Source organism: Cyanobium sp. Maggiore-St4-Cus (genome assembly GCF_024345615.1).
In the GTDB taxonomy this organism is placed as follows: Bacteria; Cyanobacteriota; Cyanobacteriia; order PCC-6307; family Cyanobiaceae; genus Cyanobium_A; species Cyanobium_A usitatum.
In genome coordinates, this window is the sequence record NZ_JAGQBL010000001.1 from 58,500 (window position 1) to 83,756 (window position 25,257).

20 protein-coding genes and 1 pseudogene are annotated in these 25,257 nt (G+C 55.5%); 6 read left to right on the forward strand and 15 right to left on the reverse strand.

The window, feature by feature from the left end:
• Positions 1–21: 21 nt before the first annotated feature.
• The 7 genes from KBY99_RS00360 to KBY99_RS00390 all read right to left on the reverse strand — a co-directional run bounded on the left by KBY99_RS00360 (position 22) and on the right by KBY99_RS00390 (position 9,140).
• Positions 22–1,323: a DNA cytosine methyltransferase gene (locus tag KBY99_RS00360; RefSeq protein WP_254996653.1), complete on the reverse strand. Its 1,302-nt coding sequence runs from the start codon at positions 1,321–1,323 to the stop codon at positions 22–24.
• A 5-nt stretch (positions 1,324–1,328) separates the two neighbouring features.
• Positions 1,329–2,036: a hypothetical protein gene (locus tag KBY99_RS00365; RefSeq protein WP_254996654.1), complete on the reverse strand. Its 708-nt coding sequence runs from the start codon at positions 2,034–2,036 to the stop codon at positions 1,329–1,331.
• Positions 2,033–2,995 (reverse strand): hypothetical protein, encoded by a 963-nt coding sequence (locus tag KBY99_RS00370; protein WP_254996655.1) that lies wholly within the window; start codon positions 2,993–2,995, stop codon positions 2,033–2,035. Before KBY99_RS00370 ends, KBY99_RS00365 begins: the two co-directional genes overlap by 4 nt.
• Entirely contained in the window at positions 2,992–4,866 is a 1,875-nt protein-coding gene (locus KBY99_RS00375; protein ID WP_254996656.1) for a hypothetical protein, read from the reverse strand. The genes KBY99_RS00370 and KBY99_RS00375 overlap by 4 nt, the downstream gene beginning before the upstream one ends.
• A 236-nt stretch (positions 4,867–5,102) precedes the next feature.
• On the reverse strand, positions 5,103–8,390 hold the full coding sequence (locus tag KBY99_RS00380) for a hypothetical protein (protein ID WP_254996657.1): 3,288 nt from the start codon (positions 8,388–8,390) through the stop codon (positions 5,103–5,105).
• The gene (locus KBY99_RS00385) at positions 8,390–8,824 is read right to left on the reverse strand and encodes a hypothetical protein (RefSeq protein WP_254996658.1); all 435 of its coding nucleotides are present in this window, start codon (positions 8,822–8,824) and stop codon (positions 8,390–8,392) included. The genes KBY99_RS00380 and KBY99_RS00385 overlap by 1 nt, the downstream gene beginning before the upstream one ends.
• A complete protein-coding gene (locus tag KBY99_RS00390; protein WP_254996659.1) occupies positions 8,817–9,140 on the reverse strand; it encodes a hypothetical protein in 324 nt (107 codons plus the stop codon). Before KBY99_RS00390 ends, KBY99_RS00385 begins: the two co-directional genes overlap by 8 nt.
• 409 nt (positions 9,141–9,549) lie before the next feature.
• On the opposite strand from KBY99_RS00390, the gene KBY99_RS00395 reads away from it, so the two are divergent.
• Entirely contained in the window at positions 9,550–9,900 is a 351-nt protein-coding gene (locus tag KBY99_RS00395; protein WP_254996660.1) for a hypothetical protein, read from the forward strand.
• A 754-nt stretch (positions 9,901–10,654) separates the two neighbouring features.
• Here the strand turns inward: KBY99_RS00395 and KBY99_RS00400 are convergent.
• The 3 genes and pseudogenes from KBY99_RS00400 to KBY99_RS14880 form a co-directional block, all read right to left on the reverse strand.
• Positions 10,655–11,917, reverse strand: coding sequence for a RecB family exonuclease (locus KBY99_RS00400; RefSeq protein WP_254996661.1), 1,263 nt, complete (start codon positions 11,915–11,917; stop codon positions 10,655–10,657).
• A gap of 286 nt (positions 11,918–12,203) precedes the next feature.
• The gene (locus tag KBY99_RS14875) at positions 12,204–12,449 is read right to left on the reverse strand and encodes a conjugation system SOS inhibitor PsiB family protein (protein WP_409996509.1); all 246 of its coding nucleotides are present in this window, start codon (positions 12,447–12,449) and stop codon (positions 12,204–12,206) included.
• 1,690 nt (positions 12,450–14,139) lie between these two features.
• Positions 14,140–18,363 (reverse strand): annotated as a pseudogene (locus KBY99_RS14880) (DEAD/DEAH box helicase); the annotation flags it as partial.
• An 833-nt stretch (positions 18,364–19,196) separates the two neighbouring features.
• Here KBY99_RS14880 and KBY99_RS00410 point away from each other — a divergent pair.
• The 5 genes from KBY99_RS00410 to KBY99_RS00430 all read left to right on the forward strand — a co-directional run bounded on the left by KBY99_RS00410 (position 19,197) and on the right by KBY99_RS00430 (position 22,393).
• A complete protein-coding gene (locus tag KBY99_RS00410) occupies positions 19,197–19,778 on the forward strand; it encodes a sigma-70 family RNA polymerase sigma factor (protein ID WP_254996663.1) in 582 nt (193 codons plus the stop codon).
• A 39-nt stretch (positions 19,779–19,817) separates the two neighbouring features.
• On the forward strand, positions 19,818–20,102 hold the full coding sequence (locus KBY99_RS00415) for a hypothetical protein (protein WP_254996664.1): 285 nt from the start codon (positions 19,818–19,820) through the stop codon (positions 20,100–20,102).
• 58 nt (positions 20,103–20,160) lie between these two features.
• On the forward strand, positions 20,161–20,559 hold the full coding sequence (locus KBY99_RS00420; protein WP_254996665.1) for a LexA family protein: 399 nt from the start codon (positions 20,161–20,163) through the stop codon (positions 20,557–20,559).
• Between the two features lie 152 nt (positions 20,560–20,711).
• Positions 20,712–21,035 (forward strand): hypothetical protein, encoded by a 324-nt coding sequence (locus KBY99_RS00425; RefSeq protein WP_254962144.1) that lies wholly within the window; start codon positions 20,712–20,714, stop codon positions 21,033–21,035.
• 1,184 nt (positions 21,036–22,219) lie between these two features.
• Entirely contained in the window at positions 22,220–22,393 is a 174-nt protein-coding gene (locus tag KBY99_RS00430; RefSeq protein ID WP_254996666.1) for a hypothetical protein, read from the forward strand.
• 76 nt (positions 22,394–22,469) lie between these two features.
• On the opposite strand, the gene KBY99_RS00435 is transcribed toward KBY99_RS00430, so the two are convergent.
• The 5 genes from KBY99_RS00435 to KBY99_RS00455 form a co-directional block, all read right to left on the reverse strand.
• Positions 22,470–23,018, reverse strand: coding sequence for a hypothetical protein (locus tag KBY99_RS00435; RefSeq protein ID WP_254996667.1), 549 nt, complete (start codon positions 23,016–23,018; stop codon positions 22,470–22,472).
• Positions 23,019–23,021: 3 nt separating this feature from the next.
• Positions 23,022–23,585: a hypothetical protein gene (locus tag KBY99_RS00440; RefSeq protein WP_254996668.1), complete on the reverse strand. Its 564-nt coding sequence runs from the start codon at positions 23,583–23,585 to the stop codon at positions 23,022–23,024.
• Positions 23,586–23,680: 95 nt separating this feature from the next.
• Positions 23,681–24,322 carry a hypothetical protein gene (locus tag KBY99_RS00445; RefSeq protein ID WP_254996669.1) on the reverse strand — a complete coding sequence of 214 codons (642 nt, stop codon included), beginning with the start codon at positions 24,320–24,322 and terminating at the stop codon, positions 23,681–23,683.
• Positions 24,283–24,636, reverse strand: a complete 354-nt coding sequence (locus tag KBY99_RS00450; RefSeq protein WP_254996670.1) for a hypothetical protein — start codon at positions 24,634–24,636, stop codon at positions 24,283–24,285. The genes KBY99_RS00445 and KBY99_RS00450 overlap by 40 nt, the downstream gene beginning before the upstream one ends.
• Positions 24,637–24,902: 266 nt before the next feature.
• Complete coding sequence (locus tag KBY99_RS00455) at positions 24,903–25,025, reverse strand: hypothetical protein (protein ID WP_254996671.1); 123 nt, start codon at positions 25,023–25,025, stop codon at positions 24,903–24,905.
• Positions 25,026–25,257: the final 232 nt, after the last annotated feature.

Sequence of the window (25,257 nt, forward strand, 5' to 3'; positions counted from 1 at the left end):
TGATTTTAATGGAGTTTTCTCCTATGAAAAAGCCAATCCAGTGATCATGCCGAAAAGTGGTGGAACAGCGTCACCTATTAGCTTGGCCATGGAATTACGGCCAATGCTCTCGCCATTAAACAGAAAGGTATCGGGAAAGCCTTGGATTCGCGCGGCTTCGTGCGGCGTTACGGTTCGCCTTTCTGTGGGATGAATATATCTGCCACGACCGGGTGAATTGAGACCGGTCGTAATAGTTCCGGCTGGCTGGTCGGGATGCAGACGACCATAGACAGAAGGATAACTATGCCCATCCTTATGGCAATCCGGGCGTTGCTCGTTCACTAGATTGTAAGCGTTATTTTCAAATAGCCAGTCAATGCGCTCCATATTCGTTCTGGAGAGCTTTGGTGCGCTGTCAAAGATTGTGTTGGTTGACTGGCCTTCAAGATCCCCGATCGCATCCATTACGGTGCGAACTTTTGCCACCTCAAACTGACGTTGTATAAGCAATGATCGGGGGCGATCGCCAAGCGAAGCCATCAGAAAGAAGCGCTTACGCGTCTGTGGTAAGCCAGTTCTGGGACCATCAAGGACGATTGAGTCCACCTGATAACCACTCGTCTCTAGGAGTTCATGGGCTCGCTGTACGACCATGAAATGGTCGTTCTGGACATCAAGTACATTTTCTATCAGTACGTTTTTAGCTCTGAGAGCAACAGCTAATGCAACTGTGGTCAGATAGAGCATATTGCGGGGATCCTTGCGGCGAGTGTAGTTATTCAGATTCGAATGACCTTGGCATGGGGGGCCCGCAATGACGAAGTCTGTACGACCAACTTCTGCAATTAGAGTCTCGGCATCAACAAGAATCTCGGGTGGGTAGGCAAATTTTGCCCTGCTGTCTACTAGGCGCAGACTGTAGTCCACTTGCATCGCCACGCTGTCCTGCGATGTGACCAGTGGGGAGAAATTGTTGGCGTAGACATTTAGGGCTTTCTCGTCGACGTCAAAGGCGTGGGTGAAGATTGTACGAATTCCTTGATGAAGCAAGGCATTTCGAATTCCCCAGGCGAATCCACCGCAGCCACAGAAAAGATCAACGATCCTCGCGGTGCCAATTGGCTTTGGATAACTGATTGGTGTCCCCCGAAGTTCAGCAATGTCCCAAGCCGTGCGTGCATCGTCAAGATGTCGCAAGTCCTGCGGAATTTCCAGGCTGACGACAAAGCGTTCACCGCCTCGCAGGAGGATCCGCTCAATGCGCGGCCTATCAGAGGGACCAACAAAGTGGTGTATTAATCGGAGACCAGCTCCTGACTCAAGCGAAGTAGTCGCAACCATGGTCATCAGTCCAGGCCCTCTGAAAGAGTCTCAAGCTCTAATCTGCAATCTGCCTCATTCAATAGCTCAAAGGCAACCACGGCGTGCCGGAGTTTGATTCGCTTGGCCAATGCTCTCATTCCACACTCGCTGCTGCCTGATGGCTTCAACCGCGGTCTACATTCGTTCTCCGCTGGGAACTGGAACCGGAGCAATGCTCTCAGAAGTTGCCGGCAGGCAGAGTAATCAGCTCGCAGCACATGGCTTCTCCAGAAATCGAGATCTCCGAGTCCAGAAAGGGCGTATGGGTCCTCATCGTAGAGGTCTACCGAAAGGTCGGCTCGGAACCAAAGTCGGCTCAAGAGCGCATCCCAGGGGCTACCTAGTCCCACATGTTCTGGTCGTAGAGACTCATATCGAAGCTCAATGATGGGTAGCAAGGGGCCGAGGGACAGCCAACGCCAGAAGCCAGCATCGGCGGCAGCATCCGCAGTTGGAGATAGATTGTTATGAAGCACCACGCAGGCTCGTGATTCAAAAGTTGCATTGGCCTGAAGTCCATAGGCAGCGTGCAAGTCGGTCAACTCTCCTAGTAGGTCATCCAGCTCAATCTTCGGTGCCCAATCTGGAGATTGTATTTGCACTACCGCTGGTTCTATGAGGACCTGTTCGCCACTTTGAAGGGCATCAAAAGCTGCAGCTGCATTCAATGCAGGAAGAGATGGATGGCTCATGCCGCCGACTCTCTTCGCCGTATTGCTCGCCACTCGTCGGTAGCGGCAACAATGTTCTGAGCTTCCGCTCGAATGCGCCCAGGTTCCTGTCGATGCCATCTACGAATATCCTCAAGCACTTCAACTGGATCCTGAGCGGGGCGTGCGAATGCCTTAGCCAGATGACCAAGAAGTCCATGGGGATCCTCTGGAAAAGGGGCATCATCCTGGAGCTCCATAACTACACGCACCAGTTCAACTAAGATGTCGGAAGCCAAGTAATCAGCATAGGAGCGTGCAACCGGGTTGCCACGTTCCAACCCGTTGATCACGGCGCGAAGGTTTTCAGACAACGTGATTCGTATGGCCGCGGCAGGCTCCGTTTCCGGAGTAGCACCCTCCAACAACTCCAGCCACCAAAGAGTTCCATTGGGCAAACCGCGATCCAGGAACCAGGCAGTTCCAGAGTAGTGAATAGGAAAGGGTGCATCCCTTTCAGGGCAACGGAATTCGACCACACTGCGGGCTATAACAGTACCTTTAGCCTTTGGTCGACCTGATACTGACGGCAATGACTCTGAAAGGGCTATCAGCAGCTCTAGGCGGAGTCCCCTTGCTCCCACTAAATCGCGACTGGCGTAGGGATCAAGCAGTGTCGTGATCGTTCCTCCATTAGGTTGGAAATCTGACTCTTCCATAACAGCAAGTCGACGAAGTTGAGGATCTTTTGCCACAAGAGCCCACTTGAGTTGGTGCGCTTCCACGCCAAGGCGCTCAGTTGCTTCTTCCAGATTAAACTCAAAACGAAGGCAAGTGCGGCATTTTGCTATATGTTGACCGCCTAGATTTACCGCGCCGCCACCGTCTACCGCGGGGATCTCGCTGTCTATATCAGGATCAATCGTTAGCTGTAATAAATCGTCGCATGCCTGGAAAGGTAGCGCGTCGTGGAATGTGCGGAAAATCATTGACGAGGTCATGGCTCTATCTCCTCGCCGCCTGTAAATAGTCGTAAGCGAACTCCATCCGGATGCGGGCCGATTCGAACCATGATTGACTTGGTGATGCCAGCACTTAGCGTTGTATCAAGCACCGAAGCCAGTAAGTTATTTGAATTTTTGCAGCATTTATCTTGCGGAACTGTAACGGCGATACTATCCATGCGAACCAGTCGGTCATTGCCGATACTGGCCGCTTGCAGCGTGAGCCTCACGTCCTTCCTGGCGCCGGCAGTTCCCATCCAGTCGATTAAAAGTACTCCGTCGGTTACGAGGCTGCCATCTGGCAAGGTTATTGGGTTGCTTGGCTGGAAGTGAATGTGAATTGGAAGTGCTTTGGTTGTTTTGACGCTCGCCTTTGCCTGAGATGGCAAGCTATCACTGGAGCTTCCCCCGCCACCCAACAGAAAGCTGAGGGAATTCTCTAGAGCAATAGCGCGATCAGGTAGATTGTCTACTAATGGAATAAGAGATGTCTGATATCGGCGAACATGACGATCCAATCTCTTCAGAAGGGATGAAACAGATTCCCGTCCAACATCCGATAGCCGCGCAGAAGAAGAATCCCAATCGTGGTGAGTAATCGGCTCGGACAGCATCAACGTGTGATCTAGGGCCTCGCTGGCAACGTACGTGGCAGCCACAGGAAGTCCGCGCGAACCAAGATGGCGGTAGGCAACCACCATGCGGCTCCCACGTATCAAGGCCATTGCATCAATGAAACGATCACTCCGTTCTTCCACATCACGTATATTCGGAGCAAGTTGAGTCATGACAAGGCGGCCAGCAGGTACTGGGTGGGTTTTTATACTTGATATTTCATCCAGACCCGGCCTGGTATGGATAATCGGCTTAAGCTCAGGTGAGCTCAATTCCTTAGAGTTTCGGAAGAAATCACCACTTGCCGCATCAAAGCATCGAATAAAAGGAACAATCTCTGCACGGCTAAGGGGCCTTGGGTGGGTTATGAGATTTTTGTCTACGTCTTCGTCAATCAGCTCTACTTCAAGAGTGTGCTGAAAAAGGCGTGGCCACCACCAGTCTTCTACCGCACGCTTCAGCTCGCCTGTAGACGCGGTGCATCCGAGGATTGCAATAGTGGTTCCACGGTCAACGTCATTCCTGTCCGGAAAGGCGAAATGCTCAGCCATCAACTGAGCTGCCTCGTTGGCAAGGGGATCTGCCCGATCGGCTTCAGCATGGCCGAAGAAACCGCGTCCAGTCCAGATCTGGCCTTCGGTCTCGTGGAGAGGAAAATGACATACACCCTGAAATCGAGACCACTGGTTCTCGCCGATGTGGTCGTTGAGTGGCAGTTCCCCCTGCCGCCCAAATGGTTTGATAACGGTATGGATCAAAAAACAACGCAATAGCGAGGCTCTGGCATGAGCGCCTTTGCCCAGCCCATATGATCCGCCTCCGGTCTCTTTAGCGCGTGCTTTTCCTTGAAATCCGAAGTCGTAAACGAACTTGGCGAAGTCAGAATCTTCGTCAGGTCGATCCAGACGACCACCCAGTCCAGTGGTTCCATAGTCCTCAATGAAAAGGACGGGGAGCTCTCGTAGATCGTCGAGCCAGCGGTCATAGGCCTCCGAGAGGGCTCCGTCAATGCTCCATGCGCGTCGCTGTAGCTCGTCCAGCTGAAGGTCCTCAACCAGCCGATCCAGGGCACCTGCCCGGAGAGTTCGCTTGCGGAAAACAATCCGAACCTCTTCCCGCTCCCCCCCATCGCCAGCGACGGGAGCCGCAGCGTCGCAGGAGTTCTGAATTGCCTCGCGTACCAACAAATCCTCTATGCCCAGACCCGAAGCTGCAACGGCATTAGGAACGGTTTCACCAGAGGCTCCTCCCAATCGTCCCCTTTTTTCGAAGAACCATCGCGGGGTGTCTTCCGATACACCGTTCGGTTGAGACGCACGATCGCTCGCAGGTGGGGAAGGCAATGCGGAGCTTTGACGGGACTTTATTTTTGCAGAGGAGACCTGGTGCGACGCCTTATCTGGTGTAAATGGCGATGGAGTACGTGCTGGGACACCATCGCTGGCGGTAGCTGTGATGTTTCCTCCTTGGAGGGATCGGGCCTTTCCGCTCATGGCCCCCAAGGAACCAATGGCAAAAGTTCCTCAGTACGCAGTGCGGCGGCGGTTGGTGGATCCAGAACATATCGATAGGTGTGACTGGATCGATCGACCAGGTTCGGACCAGGCATTTCGTTACCTAGCAATGCCGCTGCCCTCCCGATCGGTAGCGGTAGGTAGGCATCGCAGTCAAAAACCCGTTCAATCCTGGTGTTCTCCACGATGCCGAAGGGCCAGAGACCGTTCCCTGCTTTGGCTGCGGCTGCGAGGCAGACCCGGTTCCGAATTGTGGAGACGAACGCCTGCCGCCCTTCAGTGCGCCAACGGCGGCGACCGAAGCCCTGCTCCTCGCAAACGATCGCTGTGGAGTTGTTCGGGCGTTGGCCAGGTGCGACGTTGCGGGCGATATGTGCACCTTGGCGGGAACCGCAAATCGCTTGGAGCTGGGTCTTCGGATCGTGAGGAGACGGTGGCCATTCGGGCCCATCGCACTCCAATGGTTCCACCTTCCAAGGATCGGAGGTCACATCGGCGACCCAATCTGCAGGCTCGACAAGGGCAAGGCCTGTGTTAACTGCCAACGTCTTGAGATCACCGGCAAACTCCCAACCCCGCGGCAGTCGCGGATTTGCCGGCCTGATCGCTCTCGGCGGCTCCGCACCCAAGGCAATCGCCCAGGCCACGACGACGATCAGATCGGAGCTTGAGATCAGACCCACCAGACGGGCCTTACCGTCCGGTCGGCGGACGAGGCGTGGATCGATTGGGTGGATCCGCCAGAGGAAGCGGCGTTCCTCAAGGCCCTCCTCCAACCAGCCCCCCTCACACCAAGCACGCAGGAAACCCTCCATTAACAGTGGCCATTCCCTCCGCGACCCTGTGTTCGGGTCTAGGCGGCGATATAGATCGTAGAACTCGTGGCGTGAGATCCAGCTGCGCTTTGCGAAGCGAGCGCAGAGGGCGTCCAGCAACTCGCGCTCGAGGGAGGGATTAGCCCGATCCGCAAGGGCAACCAGGTTTTTCGCTCTGTGGAGGGCCTCAACGGGTGGGATTCGAGGGGGAGTCGCTTGACAGATCAACGGACCAAGCTGCCGTCCCCAGTCCTCCCGAAACGCCAGTCTTTGCTTACGCATGAAACGTATCCGACTGGATAGGGCTCGGATCGTCAAACGACGTCGGAGAAGCTGATCAACGCCCTGAAAGTAGGCTTCGAAACTCGCTGCACCATCAATGAGTCGGGTGATGGGGGCTCGGTCTCGCGAAGTTTTCCAGAGATCTTCTTCGCCGATCGCCCGGGATCGGTCGTACGCAACCTCGTTACCGGCCTCATCCCTGAGCAATACACTTTCGGGCGCTGCGGACCCGCGTACCCGTATCCAAGGGAGGCCCAACTGGGTGGGCAACCAACCGTTGAGGTAGGGAATTCCTCCAATCGGTACCAGAGCAGCCCCCCGGTCTACCTGTATCGGTTCCCCGCGGCGGAAGGCGGAGAGATCGGTCGCATCGGCGTCAAAACCTCGAATACAGGTCCATCCCTCCTCAATGCATCCTTCATTACTGCCACCGAACGCATCAAGAAAGTCATCAGCCTTCCTCTCGTCTACTAGGACATGGCTGGCATCTGCCGCATTCGGATTTAACAGCAGGCGTGGCAAACCATCTCTGGGATCGGCCGCAAAGATTAAGAGACCATCATCCAAGAACTTACTAGCTTCTGGAAGCTCAAGTCCGTCTCGATCAAGTACGAACCCACCAACATCAAAGGCAGCCCAACTATCCTCCGATGCCTGAGTATCAACCAGAACATTCCAACCAGGAGCACTGAAGACTTCACCGTCCACAACGGAAAAGTCTGGATCCTGTAGAGCCGCATTTTCCAAAACGAGAACCCCGAAGCCTTCTCCAGGGATGCGTCGAATCAACAGGGAACCAAAGACTTGGCCTGGGTCCACACTGCTGTGAGAAAAGGATGCTGTCCAAGCTGTGATTTCCCGACGAAGAATGCCTGTGAACCAATCCTCGGGAGCCTCCCCGGCGCGGAGCTTCGAAAGATGCTCCTCTAGTTCAGTGGCGAAGGATCTTGCGAAACCACCAAAGGAATGGAGGAACTCAACCAGATCAATGGAGCAGGGATCAATGTTCCCTTCGCATATATAGCGATGAAATCCTTCCTGAAGTCGCTTGCGATCGCTCCGCCTCGGGAACGAAAGCTTCCATGAGTGAGAAATAAGACGCCGCCCCGGATCGACCGGCGGCAGCTCCAGCCTGCGGTGAGCAGTTCCTAGTGCCACATCGTCCAAGGCGAGCCAGTGGCCTAGTTCATTCCACGCCAAGGGAAGCAATCGGAGCTGCTGGTTCTCTCGCCTGCCAAAGACCCGTTCGTATCGGGCATGAAATTCACCCTCTTCCTGCGGGTCCGGATAGCCCTGGGCTATCAGGCAAGTAAGCCAGAGAAAGGAGAAATACTGCGGGCAGCTATCAACGGTATGACGATAGTCCCTTACCTGATGCTGAAAGAAATCGCCGGTGGTAAATGACCGTCCGTCTGGATGCTTGCGTGCAGCTGCCTGAATCTCCAAAGAATTAACGAGTCGTTGCGCCATCTCCATCGGGTCCCCATCCTCATCACCAGTAAGGGTCCGGAGCTCCTCTTCCGTCGCCGGTATGCCAGCCCACGCTGGTTCGTCGGCATTGCGAAAGAAGCAATAGTCGAGAAGATGCGTGTTCCAGGTTGGTGCATCCCAAGAACGCCAATCGTACGAGATCGTGGTATCTAGTTCGCGAACAAGGTCGAGTATTGGTTCTGGCGTGTGAAACTCAACGGGAACCTCTTGGACAGAAAGTTCGTTGAAAACGGAGAGGTAGAGATTTGATGAGGGATCTCGCCCCAGCAGACGAAAAGCCTTTGCCTTTACCTCACGTAGGCGGACCATAATCGGTATGAGCCGAGCCACACGAATCACCCAGCTGGTGATCCCCGTATCACCTTTTTCTTCGACGATGGATGCGATCTCATCGTTTCCGGTCTCCATGACCTTTAGGATTTCAGCGATCCTGGCGTTGAGCTCATGGATTCGATACTTCGTGACTGCCTCGCCGCGAAGATTTGTCTCCAGCTCCTCAAGCTGTACCTGAAGATCGAGAATTACGTTATGTCGACGTTCGTCGTGACCATTAAGGGCGCTTCGTGATCTATTGGCCCTCACGAGCTTCATGCGGCATAATTTGTAAGCCTCAAGGAGTCCAGCAGTGTCCGGATGTGCCGGAAGCATGCTTAGGTCATCCGGATCATTATTCATCATCGCTGATTGATACGTTGAACAGCATCCTCTAGAAGGGCGATTAGTTCGATTTTCGTGAGGGCATCAAGGGGAACCGGCGGCGCAGGCACTCCACCATCCTTCAGTCGAGAAATCATATTTTCTTTCGTCATGCGCGTGTACCCACGGATCCCATTAGTCCTGCAGAGGCTTTCTAGAGACTTGCGAGTCTGTCTTTCATAACTTGGCTTCTCAAGAAGCGTGTCTTGAGGTAATTCCGCTAGGAGTGGTATTTCAATATCGGCTTCAGCCCTGTTCAAGATTTCCCTGGTCCTCGCGAGATGACGATCCACAGATCGATAGGTCCTTGCATCGCTTCGGGCGAGCTCTCGACTCGTCTCAAGAAACAGGTCGGCGATTGAAGTCGTCTCGCGAAGACGGTCATCGGATTGATTGACCAAGGCTTCAACCATCGTTCCCACCATTATGTCCGAGGGTGCCAGAAGGCGCCATTCTCCTCTGCTGCCGGACTTTCGAGTCACGCCAACGACTTACAACTAATTTCAGCTTCGCAATCAAACTCCCCATGCCAGTTCGTGAGACGCTCTGGGCTTCGTCGACAATTTGGGAGAACTCGTCGGTCGTCTGTTGGATTTCCCGCAAGGCATCAACCAGCATCTCGTTCATTGCGTGAAGACGCATACGTGTATCAGCCTCAAGTTCTAGATCATGCTCCAATCGCTCAACTTCCTGTCGAATTTCCGCGATCATTTCCCTTTTCTTGTCCATCCTCACTCTCAGAATACGCCGTGCATCATTAGCCTCACTTAGTGCCTTGAAGCATTCGGAATAGAGGGCCGGAACTCTGTCGGGCTTTGGAGAGATGGGGAACTCCTTGGAGGAACGAAAAGGCGGTAGATCCCCCCGGTCATCGGCACGCGGGTTAGTCATTGGTACCGAAGGCACACTAAACCGTCATCAGTATAGTTCAAGATCCCGTGGCCAGTACAGAATCGGGTAGGACTTGCTTCCTGACTACTAGTCATCAGCCCGATTCAAAGCAAAGAGCCGGAGCGATTTCATCGGTAATCCAGATTGGTGTCGTGATGAGTAGATACTTCCGCTCAACCTCTACTTTCGAGTTCCCTCGGCTCGTGGAAGCAAGACCAACCCAGAAGTACAAGAACTCAGCAAAATCTTGAATCTGCTTCCAATTCACAGTAGACAGGACCTTGATGCAGATTTCCGGTATCCAAATGGTGCCGGAATGATGCTAAGTTCTTTCCTGATGTTTGGTCCGAGCTATGAAGGGAAAGACCTTAAGTGGGGCTCTCGACTTGAGGAAGTTGTATGGGCTACTTTTTCATGCGATCTTCAGCGGTTGAACTTAGTATCTACTGCGATCAGGAAAGCCGTCGCGACCGGTGATGTTTGCCTTGAGAACAATATGGATGAAGTTGAGCAGAAGGCACCTGAGGGGAAGGTTTTGACGTGGGTGCACATGATCTGCGAACGCAGTAAAAGTCTTGCTGCCGCGAAGAGAAAATAAGCTATGACACTAAGAGGAGCTTGAGTGCGAGTTCTTCGGATTTGACTTCATCAGAACCTATGGAATGCATTGCAGTGGTTTTGCAGAATGCCATCGCATAAAGCCAATCAGCACTCTTTTGTATGGTGAAAGAACTCGCACCAGCGACTTGGTAATTGTTTGTGTCAACTGTCATGGGATGCTTCATTGTGGTAAAAACTGGCTTTCAGTTGTTGAACTAATGCATGTCGTTGAAACTCATGCTGTCGAAGCCGATTTTCAGCGCTGTCAGCATTAATATTTCAACAAAGGGAACATTTTGTCGAAGCTAAGTATTGGGAATCGCTGACGATCTCGTTCCCAATGATTGTCTTCGCACTCTTCAGTCACGTGTGCTAGTTGCCTCATTTCTTAGTAAGGACACTAAACTGGTTCCGGTTTTGTCGAACCACTGAATGACTGCCCTTGTCACCGCTACAGACTAAACCGCAATGACCTCCCCGTCGCGCCCGCACTGATCTTTCCAGCCGTTGCGTAGAGACCTTCAAGCAAAACTTTTTTAGAAGCTTGCATAGGGCAGGCAAGGCGACATCGCCATGATCGCAAACAGGTTTCTTGGATTCCAAAAGTGATTCGGACGTTACGCATAATCGTCGACATCATAGATGCTCTGGAGGCGCTTTTGCAGAGGTACGTATGAAACTAGGTGTCTCCGACAAGGGTCTTGTCATGCAAAAACTACACCTACGGCAGCTCATGTACGTGGAAAGGTCTGTTAACTCTTTCGAACAAATAGTCGAACTCCGGCTACTTCGCGACCAAGTCGACGAATCCACCAATTGATTGGATGGTTAAGAGCACCACTTCCCGCCGGGTGACCTTGCGTTTCACACCCAAAGATCCCGACGACACTTCCGGGTATAAGTTCATCAATCTCCTCCGGTAGGAATCCGAACACCTTGGCCTTCCGTCCATCAGGTATCTCGATCAAGATCGCGCTGAAGTTGTCGTCTCGTTCCAAGAAACGACCCCAGACGTCATTCGTCGAGATCCTTTCCCTGCGCGGCATGGTTCGGTCCCACTCACCGGGAGATGCCTTGAGAAAGCTCGTACAGATAGGCCGCAGCCGGCAGTACTTACATGCCGGTCCTGTCCTGGCGTTTAGCCCCGAGTTAAGTTCCATACCGCTGGGGAATTTCGCCTCCAGTTCAACCAGCAGTTCCTCAATTCTCTTTATTGATTCCGCGGTTATGGGTACATCCACATTCACCTGACCAAGCACTCTCAGTCTTATTTCATGACCAGGCCAGCGTTCTGCTGCCATAAGCCTGTAGGCATGCATCTGGAGAATGATTGTGTCAAGGATTTCGCCCTCCTTGCCAATGATACGTCCGGACTTAAAGTCTACAATCTCAACTCTATCGGTCTCGAGTCGGATAAGATCAGCGCGACCCTCCAGCCGCCAACGACTAGATTGAAGGGGTTCCTCAATGAAATGAGAAGACTCCATCTTTTTAGTCCATTGGGATGATTGTTGTTTTCCTGCCTGGAACGAGCTGGAACGTTCAGGAAAATCTCCTGGTGCATCCGATCCATAGTTCATTGAGCCTAAAGACCAGATACATGCGGCAGCCAGGGACCGAGCTGCCATGTCTCGATACTTCCCTTCTAACGGCAAGACCCCTCGGCGTTGCGCAGGAGGAAGTCGCTCCAGATGATCCTTTATGACAGCTTCTAATGACTTGAGTCGTTCGCGAAGTCGTTCAGGACGTGTCAGATTTCCACGCTCCACCATAGTATGAATGGCGGACCCGATCAGAGACGCGATTCCTGGTGCTGTTGCTGCATGAAGTTCGCCAGCCCTTGCGAAGCACCGAATGGGGCAACGGAAGGGACTACCTAACGAGGATGCACTGAATCGGTAGGGCACGCTGACGTATTGCAGCGGTTCCGGCCACTCCTCCCAAATGCTTGATTTCAAGGCGAACGGCGTCGCCTGGTGGGAAGTGGCATCCGTGGAGACATCGATACGATCCATTGCTTTGTCATGCCTCGACGCCTTCTCAGGTTGAAGTCATCCCAGCAGATTGAAGAATGCCCTTCGCCTAAGAGGTCGTCCCTAAAGTCTCCGAGGGGACCATCAACTGAAGCGCCACAGTTCCATAACGGATGTCGCACGATGATCCAGGGGCTAAGCCGTGCTTGTGAGCCAGCACCGAGCGGGATGCGGAAAGCGGTCAGCTCGTGGCTCCAACCTGTCGGAACGAAGGCCCTGATCGTATCTGTGCCTAGTGTTCCTCCCCAGAGCATGACAGTTGACTCGGCTAATGACCGGGCCTTCTGCGGCCAGTGTTCAAGCGTTTTCCAGGAGAAATCACCGTCAATGCCGCATGCCCAGCTTGGGTCCGCGAAAGCGCGCAGGTAACAAAGACCAAGCCTCCAATCCAACAGACCGTGAAGGCTTTGGTTGTCGTAGCTCTTGAGACATCGGTAGCATGACTCACCGCATTCGTCAGCATGGTCGTCACGGAACCACCCACTCTCCGCTTCCTGTGATTCAAGCAGTTCATGCACGATGTCAACTATAGGAGGCACGCTCCTATCCGCCTTGCCAAGCCAGGCACTAAATCCTGCTCCGTTGACATGGGCATCAACCATTTGGAAGAGGGGAAGGAGGCGATCGGGTTCTCCGAATAGACGCGGCTCAAGCACTTCTAGTGCAGCTCGATCAATGTCGAGTTTAAGGCTGGCTCGCCCAGCTAGAATTTCCAGGGCGGAAACTGCAGCAGCGCGCACACCCTGCCAATAGGACTCTCCGGTTGCCTGATTATCTCCACTGCCACCTTGTAAATCGAACGGAAGCTGTAGATTGCGGCCCAAGCGATCCAATGCCAAGAGTGAGTTTAGCCCAGTTGGCTGAAGGTAAAGGCCATCAGTGACGCGCTGGGCCGCTAAAAAGACGGGCTGATCCTCAAAATCAAGTGGTACTGGTGCATCGCCGAGCAGAGCTCTTGAAAGATTTCCCTCTAAGCAGCGTTCATCTATCGCCTGGGATCCCAAAGGGCCAGGAGTTGCTTTCCTATAGTTGGATTGAAGTATTCCAACCTTGCCATGAAACATGAAGCCACTTTCGCCGTTTTCCTGCTCAGGGCCGCGGTTGATGCGATAGACGGTTGATTCTGAAGAGACATTCCATCGTATATCGACAGCCAATTTGTCACCAGGTTGAGACTCACTCACTCGCCATTGATCTTCTGCAGGTGGCTGAGAGTCAGCGCACAGTGAACGACCACGGCCGCCTGGAAGGCGGCTTGTTTCTTCTGAACGTGGGGTAAAGTCGGTGCGGAATGCGGCTGGTTCTAGGCAGAGATTGACAGTTGTGTCGGAGCCGATCAACGCACCGCAACTAGGGCATGTTGAGTCGGCTGAAGTCTCCTCATTCGGCTTGTGGCGTGATCCGCAAACAGTGCAGTTGACTAAGCGGAAAAACCTATCAGCGACAGGGCCTCGCGTTACAAATTTGGTACCTGCTCTATTGATTCGAGGTGTAAGGCCAATGCAGAGGTGTTCCTTCTTATCATGGACTAGCACGTTTCCCGGCGCGAACTCGTAAATTGCGATTTCCAGATCTCGATCGATAGTCTCAACCTGATCACCGTAGCCATCGTTGCGGCTTCGGCCTATTACCAGTTGCCTGACGCGGGTGGGGAGGCCATACATGGGTAGCAAACCGCTATCAGCGAGATGTGCAGCTAGACCTGGTGTATTAGATGCGGCTGTCGATGTTGTTGTGAAAATCTCATGGATTAGTTCTTGAGCTCTCTCAACACTCAGATCCTCATAGTCACCGCTGCCCTTCCTCCTGCCACGCTCAAATAGAGTTACGTTTGCTTCAGTTTGATCTTGGCCTCTCTCAAGAGCTTGAAGCAGGCGCTTTTTCCAAAACTCTCGAACATCATCCGGAGCATTCACGATAGCGTAGGTGGGGATAAAATCACCATGAACATCTACCGGACGCACCACATCACCGGCCCATAGATGTAAACCAGTACGACGATCTTCGGTTCGAATCAAGTCAAAGGCACGCACAAGTCGATCCTTGCGGATGAGGCGTTCGGCGATACGGGACAAGCGCTTGACAAGAAATGGCGGAGGTGGCGCGTCCCCAGTTATGGACTCTGGTCTCTTGAAGTAGTGGAGGTCGTGACTCTTGGAACGGCAGAGCGTGACCACGAAGGAAAAGGCCTGTCCACGGCGACCGGTTCGTCCCACCCGCTGCTGGTAGTTGAATCGTTGTGGAGGCATGTTTGCCTGCAGCACCGTCTGCAAAGGTCCAATATCAATGCCAACTTCCATGGTGGTTGTGACCATGAGCATCTCAATGCCATGCGGAGCAATCTGATCTCTAAGCTCAGATTGCAATCGGATGCCCTTGAACTCGCGCTGGCGTTGGGCGGGATCAATTGTCTGCGCAGTGAGTTCCTCGCAACGCAGTCGGAAAACATCTCCCCTATCGCCGTTGTTTTCAAGGGAACGTGCGAGACGACGCCCCAGGAAGTTTCCATGGATCAACTTGCCAACTGTCATTGCTGCGTCAGGCGGCGAGAAGCTGCCGCCACAACGAGTGCATACTCCTATGCCTTGGTGTAGGTGGACGCGACGGCAATTGGTGCACCTAAGAACTGGATCAGAGTCAGAAGCGATCCGAAAACCAATCCGAGCGAGACGCACGTAGTCTCCGGAAGCATCGGAATATTTTGCTTCCGCCATGAGATCCTGTCCGTTCCGGAAAAAGTCAACTGGATCAACACCTCCTCTGGCCTCCGCGATCCTTCTGACAGTCTTGGCAAGTCCCGAATTCCTTGTCATTGTGAAGGGGTCTATTCCATCACATCTTTGGTAGTCCGATGGCGCGAAACGATAGTGGTCGGCATAGATTCGCATCCACGCCGAAGCTTGTTGCAGTCTTCTGAGGTCAAATGTCCCATCATCTTTGATTAGACATAATCCGAGTGGGACTGGATAGGCAAAGCCGGTGGATTCTAGGGCAAAATAGTTTTTCTTAAAGATGACATCCCCTATGGCATTAAGTACCTTTTCCGCCAGGAAAACATTGGCAATTCTCGCGAAGTCGCTTTCTTCTAGGTTGTACCCCGATGGAATCTGCCAACAGTAGCCTTCGCCATTAGGTGATTTTCGAAAAAGCCGCCACCACTCAATCCAAGAACTACTTGCACCTACTATCTCAACCTTCTTGATGCCGCGCTCATCGTAGGGATGGATGCCAAGCTCAAGCAATCTGCTCAGGAATGGGAGAACTTTAGTTTCTGGCCTGGGAGCAGTGACTTCCACTATCTCGGCTAAAGGTACAATTCCTGCCTTGGCTTGAATAATCTCTCTCTCTAGCTTTCTAACTTCAGCTTTTTCATTCTCGATATCCTCTAGGAGATCCTTGGATGGGGTGCCACTACTGTCAGCAAGTTCCTCTATGAATGTCTTTAAGGTTCTCTGCCGCCGCTCCAATCGACGTTCTTGATCAGGGAGACCATTCTTGATGTCATATGCAGCTGATCGTAATTCACCGAACAGCACCTCCCGGATCACATCCTGATGGCGGAATCGTTCCACATCCAATGCCGAACGGGCTGCGTCTTGCCGACTGTCGGAGAAGCTCACCAGTTTGGCCTTAGATGGGTCCCCCCCCCGTGCCATCACGTCGTAGGCCTCTGTCGCCAACAACTGTGTCGACTTTGCGAAACCTGCCCGGAAGTTACGCAGTGGCGAGACCTGTTGTCCAATACGAGCTTTAGCCCGTCGTGGGCCGTAATCGGTGTCGCAACGAGGACAGCTGCAAGGTGTATGACTGCCTGGCTGGTCGTCAGTGAAAGGTCCTTTTGTCTTTTGATTCACGTTTCGCTTAAAGACGTAGACGGGTTGCAACAGACCTTGGTCATTACCCCGAATGCGTTTGACGATTCCCGTGCCTACATCAAGGAATCCGCGAATCCAAGTTTCTTCCCGGTGGTCCGAGTCGGTTAATGGCTGTTCTGCATTGTTTTTGGGCCAGATGACTACATACTGATCGTGGGCCAGCTCCTCGAATCGATCGGCGACTGGTAGATCCGGCAACCGCTCAATCCTCCCCTCGTCGGGAAGGATCTCTACGAGAATGTCGGGATCGTCCTGATCAGTTCTACTCCTGATACCGCCGAGGAATGTTTCTCCGCAAGCCTCGCAGTAGAGGAGTTCAAACTGACGCACCTCAGTTTCTCGCTTAGCGGTTGAATAGGTGCTGCCTTTGCGGTCTAGCGAAAGCCTCCCTTGCCATCGCTCGGGTAAATCAGCTGATCTCCATGCTGGCGGCACCACGTCAACAAAGAGTCCCTCCGGACTCTTGAAGAAGGTGTGGACCCGAAATCGCGTAGCGTCAAGCTCAAGCTGAGTGGCAGTTTGTTTGAGCTTCTCTGCCAATTGACCTTCACTATCGATTGCACCTATGAAGGCAGTGAGTACTCGCAGATTGCGCTCGATATGGCGATTGCGTATGTCTGGATCTCCGCAATCAGCCCATGCCGTCTCGCCCCAGATGTTGTCGGCAAGGTGAGTCAGAGTCGTGGCCAGCGGTGCTGCACCAACATGCTTGCTTTTTTTCTCTAGCAAAACACCAACCCCATAAGCAAATCGAACCCAGCGCTCTATTAACTCCCCTTCCTCCACGTCCATTGCATCAAAAAACTTCTCAAATACCTCCCTATCGCCTTCTAGATCTGCTTGGCTGAATAACTCATCGGGTTGCATGCCCCTCCTGCCCCATTCGCTTTCAAGAAGATTGTCAATTGCCTCATCCAGGAGGGTCGCTTCGGTGAGACCCGACGGCAATGGCAGCTCCTCTGGGATGGGAAGGGGGAACCCCGGGACGATTGCTTGTATCCAGTCATTCCGATTGGAACCGTAGGGCAATCCAAAATCGGCGAAGGCGTCATACAGGTAGTTGAAGCTGTTCTCGGCTTGTTCTCCTTCCACCGGCAGCGATGCGCTAGAGCCAAGAATTCGCAACTGGTTGTGACGCTGCGGATCGTCGAAACCAAGGCGGGCGATCAGCAACCGAAGGAGGTAGATGAATTCGGTTCCTTCGCTGCCCCTTTGCAAATGCAGCTCGTCGATTACTAGGGTGAAGCGGTTGGCGGGGTCGGATTCCAGCCACTCCCTAGTGGCTTCCAGCATCCCAGCTTCTGTGCTGCGGCTCAGCATGGCGTTCAGCATGCTGATGTTGGTCACCAGGATGTCCGGTGGAGTGTCCTGCATGTCCCAGCGGGTTAGCAGTTCACCTCCGTCCACAGAAGGGAATGCGAAGGCACGGTCCAATTCAACAGGGGGAGCATCCAGCCCCATCTGCTGATCTTCTGCAAGACCTGCAGTTAGGCGGATTTCCCGCTGCAGGTCATCTGCTTGGGAAAGCTCGACGATCACTTCTTCAATGCGGCGCTTCCGAGAGCCTGCTGCACGCTTCCTCCAGTCCGTCAGCACGGTGCCGTCTTGTGGCAAACCTGGAATGCCATTTGCCACTGTTTTCCGCAGATTCTGAGCGTCAAGATTTCCGAGGATCTCCTCATGTGGCATACGAAATGCTGGGCCGCCTTTGGTCTTTCCGGTGTATCGGCCAAAAAAGATGCGGTTGCCATTCAGATGTCGGTCCTGACACTCGCGCGCTTCGCGTGAATCAAGGGCCAACCGCAACCTGCACATCTGGTCTTCAACCAAGGCGTTCATCGGGTAGAGGATCAACGCTCGGATCGCCGGCTTTCGTTTTTCGCCAATGCGTTTTCTATTTACAGTATATTTATCCCATCCAAGTGCCTGTGCATCAGTGAAATGTGCTTCACTACGGATCTCGTACTTCCCATGTTGATTCCGTTCGGCAATTGGCAGCCCGTCGTGCATACGCCACCAGAACCGTTGGAGGTAATCCTGTTCCGGGCGGGCCCACTCCTTCCCTTCCCGAGTGGCCTCCTCCACGATCGTGGCCAGAATCGGCAAAAGGAAGGCTTCGGTCTTTCCAGAACCAGTACCTGACGTCACGACACCTGCCTGTGCGTCGCGGCAGCCTCGGGCCAGCATCTCGGCCTGATGCCTATATGGAGGGAAAGGTTTTCGAGTATTCCCTGCGCCGACGGATGGCATGAGGCCGCAAGCAATCAGGTCAATGAATGCTTCACGAGCCTTTTGGGTTAGATGTGCCAACGTCGGTTCAAGAGGCTCGCCGAAACCTGTGTCCTCTGCATTCCTGATTTGATCAAAGTCATAGTCGTAAGTGGCCCAGCGCGGTTGGGCCTCCAGCAATGGAGAAGTGCATAGCTGACCTGGCTGGCGTAGCAGAGTCCGCCGTTCCTCCCGAAGGGTTGGATCCTCAATCCGAAAGGCAGTATCGAGATAGCTGAGGTAAAGCTCGCGGATGCGCTGGAAGGCGCCGATCGGGTCGTGCATGAATTCGGATGCCGATTTAGATTGAGCGCTCTTTCAGAACTGGAGCTTGGTCAGAGATATCCCTGACATGTCGAGCAAATATATCTGTTGATACGCACTCCCGTTACTTCGTCTTAGCTGACCCCTGCCGGCCCCATACTTTCATGTCCATGTTGGCTGTCCATCATTTGTTCATGAACGGGTTAAGTATTGCGAAAATAATATTTTCTGCGGGAGGCCTTGGCTCTTTTCCATTTCTCTCATTAGACAGAGCTATTCACAAACACAAACATAGCCAGTCTGACAAGTTTGTGCAACATCATGTTGAGCCGGCTTCATCGGCGCACCGGTCGATGCCTCCAGAATGATCAGGTCCCCCGCTACCACGCTGGGCTTAAAACCCTTAAACGCACCCAGGGTCCTGCCTTGAGGCTAATTCCAGTAACCATGATAAGCGGCATGGATCTAGGTTTCGCTGCCAATCTCCAACCGATTACCCAGTAACAGTGCCCCTTATTCGGCAACCAGATTTTCACGGGCATAGCGCGGCTTCCCGAAGGAACCACCCAGATCCCGCTCCATGCGTGACTCGTGACATCTAAAAGGGTCTTCTCATGGGTCCAGGTGGTTTCAGCAGATGCACCACAGACCTTTCCAAGGTTGACCTTTGGTTTACCTGCTACAGGGACTCCGGGGGAATTTGGGGCTGGTTGCCACCGAGCCGTCAAACACCCACCTAAATCCCTCGTCCAGTCCTCGCGCTGCGTCAAGGATCTAGCCATGCGCCCCGTTGGGGCGTCCTTGTCACCTCGCTGCGGCTGGCCGTTGGGGGTGGGGTTCTCTGCCGTCCCCAGATGGCTGCCCCGCTTTCCCGCTCTGCCCTCCGTGCCCGCGATGCCCTTGTGCTCCAGCACCTCTCCCTGGCTGATGCCGTTGCCTCAGCTGTAGCCCGCCGCTTCTTCCCTTTGGTTGAGCGTGAGGATCTGATCCAAGTGGCCAGAGAAGCCCTGCTCCGTTCAGTGCTGCGCTGCAAAGCAGGTGAGCCGGCAGAGCCCTATCTGCGCCGCTGCATCTCAGGTGCCCTGCAGCATCACCTGCGCGATCGGGTGCGGCTGGTGCGCATTCCACGGCGGCTGCATGAGCAGGGTCAGTGCCCACTGGGTCACATCAGCCTTGATGGCCATGCCGCTGGCGAGTCGTGCCTGCTCGATCAGCTGGCCAGCCCAGAGCAAGAAGCAGCCGGCCCCGCTGATGATCTGGCGCTGGAGCAGCTAGTAGATCAGCTGCCTGCGCCGCAAGCCACGGCCCTGCGGCTCACCATCCTTGAGGGCCTGTCACTGCGGGCTGCAGCAGAGCAGCTGCAAATCAGCGCCATGTCGGTGCAGCGGGCCCAGAAGAAGGCTCTTGAGGCCCTGCGCCAGCAGCTGGGGGCCTAGTGCCCAGCCACCTGGCGCGGATCCAGGCGCACCTAAGCCGTGCGAGCCCTTCCAATTGCGCTGCGGCTTGGCAGCCAATCGCCTGTGGGTTTCTACGGTGCAGCGATGGCCCCAGACCTCAAGCACCCCGCCACTGGCGATTTGATTGTGTTGGCAGGTGATGAGCAGCTTTGGCGGATTGGCTGGCCTGGTGCCCCGGTCCTGGTCATCACCAAGAGCGGACCAGACGGCAGGGCCATCTACCGGCTGGCTGATTCCAAATGCAAAACCTGGAACAAGGTGGGGGATATGAAGCTTGTGCCCTGGCCAGAAGCAGGCAGCTGAGCCGACCCACCCTCACCAGGAGTAGAACGGCTGTACTGCTGCCGCTGCTGGTTTGATTTTGGCCGACCTGCCTATTGGCGAGCCTGTGCCCTTCTGCTTGGGTTCATTGGGTGAGGGCTTGGATCTCCATGCCGCCCTGATTCCCAACCCGGTCTGCACCTTCTACATGCGGGCCAGCGGCAATGGCATGCGCCAGCACGGCATAAATGATGGCGACCTGATGGTGATCGACCGCAGCGTTGAACCCTGCTCCGGCCATGTCGTCGTCGTGGCCCACCAGGGCAGCTTCTTGATGCGGCCTCTACTGCGGCAGGGAGAGCAGTGGTTGCTTGAACCGGTGCGGCCAGGAGAGGTAGCAATTCCTTTGGACCTGGAGGTCTTTGATCGCTCAGGGCTATTTGGCGTGGTGGTGCATGCGGTGCATCACCTCAACAAGCCGCGTCTGCGAAAAATCTGATCGGTCCTGGCCTGACCTGCGCAGAGGCCTGGCCCTAGCTGGGTCAGCTTCCGGTGGGGCTTACTCCAGGTCCTCTCCATTGTGCTTCCTTCCTGCGTCAGTACGCCTCTGGGATCGGTCCCATCGCTGCGCCACACCTGGCGCCGAATCCCATGGCCACCTATCCCGCTCAGTCCAAGTTCTGCCGCCCTGAGGAAGATCCCTTCCTGCTGCTTGATCGCGCTTCGCGCTCCATCGAGCAGCTGCTGCGCCGTGATCTGCCGCTGCGCCGCACCTGGAGCGAGCAGCCCTATGGAGAAGAGGAAATCACCCTCTTAGAAGAGGAGGTGCTGCCTGCCATCGCTCAGTGCCTGGCACGAATCGATGCCATCGATTCAGCTCTCAGCGCAGCTGGAGAAGAGCTCTATCGCCAAGAGGTGTTAGCGGCTGCTCAGAAGCGCCGGGTTCTGCTCCCTGGGGAGGTGGCGCTTATCTGAGCTGGCAATCCAAGGGCCAGTTTCTGCTGGCCCATTTTTTGCTGGCTGACGCCGATCAATTCAAACCACCGAATTTCGGTTGTTTGAACCAGAGCCCTGCCAACGCCAGTTTTTGAGAGGGCCTCTGGCCCCCCCAGCTGGGCACTCATGCATGGCTCACACCGGGTGCCTGAAATGCAGGTCCTTTGTCATGCCAGTCAGCAGGACCGCATCCCTTGAGGCCTTCTCAACGCCCCATTGCGTAGAAGCAGCACTCAGCCCCGCTTGCTTTGGTTGATCCTGGCCGTAGCAACCAGCCGGCGGACAGAACCAGCACCGTTGGATGTGGGGTCCTGCTGTTAATTCGTCGAGCACCCCTTGCAGGTTGCCCTCACTTGCTCGCAGACGGAAAGGGCTGCGCAAGTGGCTGCGCCACCCTTGCCTGCTGCTGCGCCGTGGGGCGTCACCTGGGGGTTCCTCGCCAAAATTCCATGGCAGCTCCACAAGGCCCCGTCTGCAATATCCGCCTGCTGATCGTCCATCGCTACGCCCCCGGTATCAAAAAGAGCGGCGCTGTGCCCTGCACCGTTGAGCACTTAGGGAGGCGCGGTAAGCCGGTCAAAAAGATGCGGCTAATCCCTGCTGAAAAAGCATTTGCCTTTGCACGCAAGTTCCAGGGCCTCCCCGGCGTCACCGTCTCAGTCTGCTAATCCCCCCTGGGGGGGCCATAGGCCCCCTTTCACTGGGGTGCTGGCTTGGTGGCAGGGGCAGGTGGATGGAGAGCAAAAGAGAGCAGGTAACAGACCAAAGCAGCGGACTTGCTTGCTCCACCCGCTCCCGCCTGGTCGGGGTTGCGCGGCGTTTGCGGCCGCTGAATAAACCGTGCAAGCCGTGCAAACCGTGCACTTCCCGTTGGGGCAATAGCGAGTCAGGGGATTCCACCGCTCCCGCCTGCTCGGGTTCCATTGCCGCTTCTGCTCGCTTGCCAGCTGGAAGTAGAGCAGCGGCCTGCCTGCTCCAGCCGCTCGCTCCCGCTCGGGCATTCCGCAAAGGCCCGTGCCCGCTGCCGCACCGGTAGGTGCTCTGAACAAAGCCGCTCAGTCAGCACCTCAGCTGGGTGGAGGGGTGCCATCGGCTGTGCAAAATCGCTCTCCAGTTTTCCCCGCTTCTCGGGGTGTCAGGTGCGCGTTCTTTGCATCACAGCGATGTTCCCGCTCTCCACCACCATGCAGTCCTTAATTGATGCTTGGGAAGAAGCACAAGCTTCCGGTCAATGGCAGGAGCCACAGCCCGAGCCCGCCTATCCAGCCGCCTGGTGGCTAATCCAGTTGGAAGAGGAGCAGCAAGAGCTCGAGCCTCCCCTGCGCTGGTCCGTCTAATGCCGGCCAGCCGGCGGCCCATGAGGCCGCCGGTCAATCCATTGACGCAAGACAGCAGCGAGCAAGTAGCAAGCAGTCAGGTCGCGGCCTTGAGGGCTGCCACCTCTGCCTTGAGGGCCTGCAGCTCATCTAAAACCGCGCTTATGAGCTTGTCGATATAGCCCTTGTTGGTCAGGTCACTGGCCGCAACCGGCGGGCTAGCTGCTGCAGGGCAAGAGCCAAAGGTCACCTGGCCGCTGCTGTTCTCAATTCGCCAGGCTGATCTAGAAGACGGCAGCTGGCAGCGAAAGAAGGTCCCGTCGTAGTACAGGTAAACGTCCCGGCCATTGAAGGTTGAAACACCGCCGCTGTTGGCCCAGCGCAGCGGGCCGTTCATCACATCGCCTGCCTTATTGACATAGGTGGTGGCCATCGCAGCGCTGAGCACGCCGTCGGCGGTGATGCTCAGCCCAGCACCCACCTTGATGCCGCCCAACACCTTTGCCGTCGCCACGGGCAGGACGTAAAGGGAGGAGGGCACAAACACCTTGGCGTCAGTGCCCAGCCTGGCGCTGTTGCCGGCATCAGCCGACACCGCGCTCGGCCCAGCAGGGCCCTGCAGGTTGGCAGCAAGCGACCAGGCCACCGCTCAGCTCAGCGTGTACACGTCGCCCGTGGCGTTATCTAAATACAGATCACCGGGTATCGAACCTGGGATGTCAGCTGCAGGAGCGCCGCTGCCGTTGAACCAGCCCGTACCGCGCGTGCCCTGCACGCCGGCTGGTCCTTCCACGCCTTGAGCGCCAGCAGGGCCTATTTCTCCTTGAATGCCAGCAACGCCTGCAGGGCCCTCAATTCCCTGTGGTCCTTGAATCGAGCCGCCATTCACCCAGGTGCTGCTGGCCGCATCCCATACCTGAAAGGAGTCATCGGCCTGCACGATGTAGGCATCGCCCTGGGCTGCACCAGCTGGCAGCTCCGTTTCTGTCGCCACTTGGCCCTTAAAGGTGATGCCCAAACCCGCAGCACCCTGGATGCCCTGCTGGCCTTGAACACCATCAGGACCAATCGGACCCTGGATGCCAGCTTCTCCTTGTGGTCCCTGGACGCCTTGGGCGCCATCAGCGCCAGCAAGGCCCTGCACCCCTTGGGCGCCCTGAATACCTTGCTCACCCTGTGGGCCTTTAAGAGAGCCACCTGCTACCCAAGCCATGGTCAAGCGGGCCAGTAGCCCGGTGTGTCAACAGCAGCTATTGCCGTATCGCACCGCTAGCCGCAGCTGCAGCCGCGTTCAGCAAGCTGACTGGACTAGAGCGACCCGTAGGGGATCTTGCGCATGGCGCGCACGGGTGAAATAAATATCTTGGGCATCCAAGAAAACAAACCACTATCCATACTCAAGACATAGCAATCACGAGTATCCCTCTCTGATGATGTCCAGTGAATAATTGGTATAAATGCTTCCGCGCCTCCCCACTGAAAGGCAGGGTTTAAGCACTGGGCTGGCACGTATGGGGGGAATAGGTAGTCACGCCTTGGCACTGCATATGGGTTGATCCCATCTCCATAGGCTGGATCAGCTACGTTCGGCGTTGCTGTTGGCTTGAGATGGAAGTAGGCAATCTCCAGCTCATAGTGCGCTGGCATGTACCAGTCGTCGTAGCCGTTGATGTTTAATGCCGCGCACCACTGCGCAGCAGGGTGAACACCATTTTGGATCATCCACTCAGTGTTCGCCCAGCCGTCATGCCTGCTGCCGCAACCACCGCTTGGCCCATAGTCCCTATAGGTCGGGTTGTATGCCTGCGGGTAAACCTCGGGCATGCCGGTATTAGAGCCGCCAGTAGCACCCGCATCACGCGGCGCGACGATTAGGTAATGGGTGGGGTTGCCATCAGCCGTATGGCTAATCAAGCCAGCAAAGTAGCCGCCGCCGATGGGTGCGCCCACCTCTGGAATAACAGGAGCAAGCGGCTCAATGCCAAGCGGCACCCAGGTCCCCTGGTTTGCCAGGTAGGCATGGGGAACGCCAGCAAGTACCTGGAAATCACTAGTAGCTGCAGGGCCTTGTGGTCCCGCTGCACCAGTAGGCCCGATAGCGCCTCGCGCTCCTGCTGGACCAGGATTTCCTGCAGGGCCTTGCGGTCCCTGGGGCCCTTGAGCGCCTTGGCTACCTTGCGCCCCGGGCGCTCCTTGAGAGCCCTGAGGGCCTTGAGCGCCAAGGGGCCCTTGAACTCCTTGCGGGCCTTGAGGGCCGGCAGCACCAGGCTCGCCCACTGCCCCTGCCACGCCAGGTGGTCCAGCAGGGCCTGGCGCTCCTACCTCTCCTTGTGCTCCAGCGGCACCAGCCGGCCCGGCAAGGTTGAGCGCCTCTAGCCAGCTCATTGGCCCTCGCCAGAGGTGGCGCTGTCTTGGTTTATGGCTGGATCAAGGGAACGGGCCTCAAGGTTTGGATCCAGTTCAGCTGTTGCAATAGCGGGCGCAGAAGCCACTGCCAAAACAGCAAGGTTTCCCCAGCGTCCTTCTGCAGCTAGGTAGTACTGCGGCACACCTGCATCAACGCGGAACTCGGTATTACAGGCAGCGCCAGCTGGCCCAGCTTCTCCAGTAGGGCCAGGCTCACCAGGCGGTCCAGCTTCCCCAGGGGGCCCATCAAGGCCGGCGGGACCAGCTTCTCCTGGAGGACCAGCTATGCCGGCAGGACCAACATCTCCAGCTAAGCCGGCCTCTCCAGCCGGGCCACTTTCACCAGCCGGACCGGCTGGTCCTGCCGGACCCTGCTGCCCTACTGGGCCCACTTCACCTGCAGGACCAATATCTCCAGCTGGGCCAGCAGCACCTGGTTCTCCGCTTGCTCCAGCAGCACCTGCAGGACCTGTTGGACC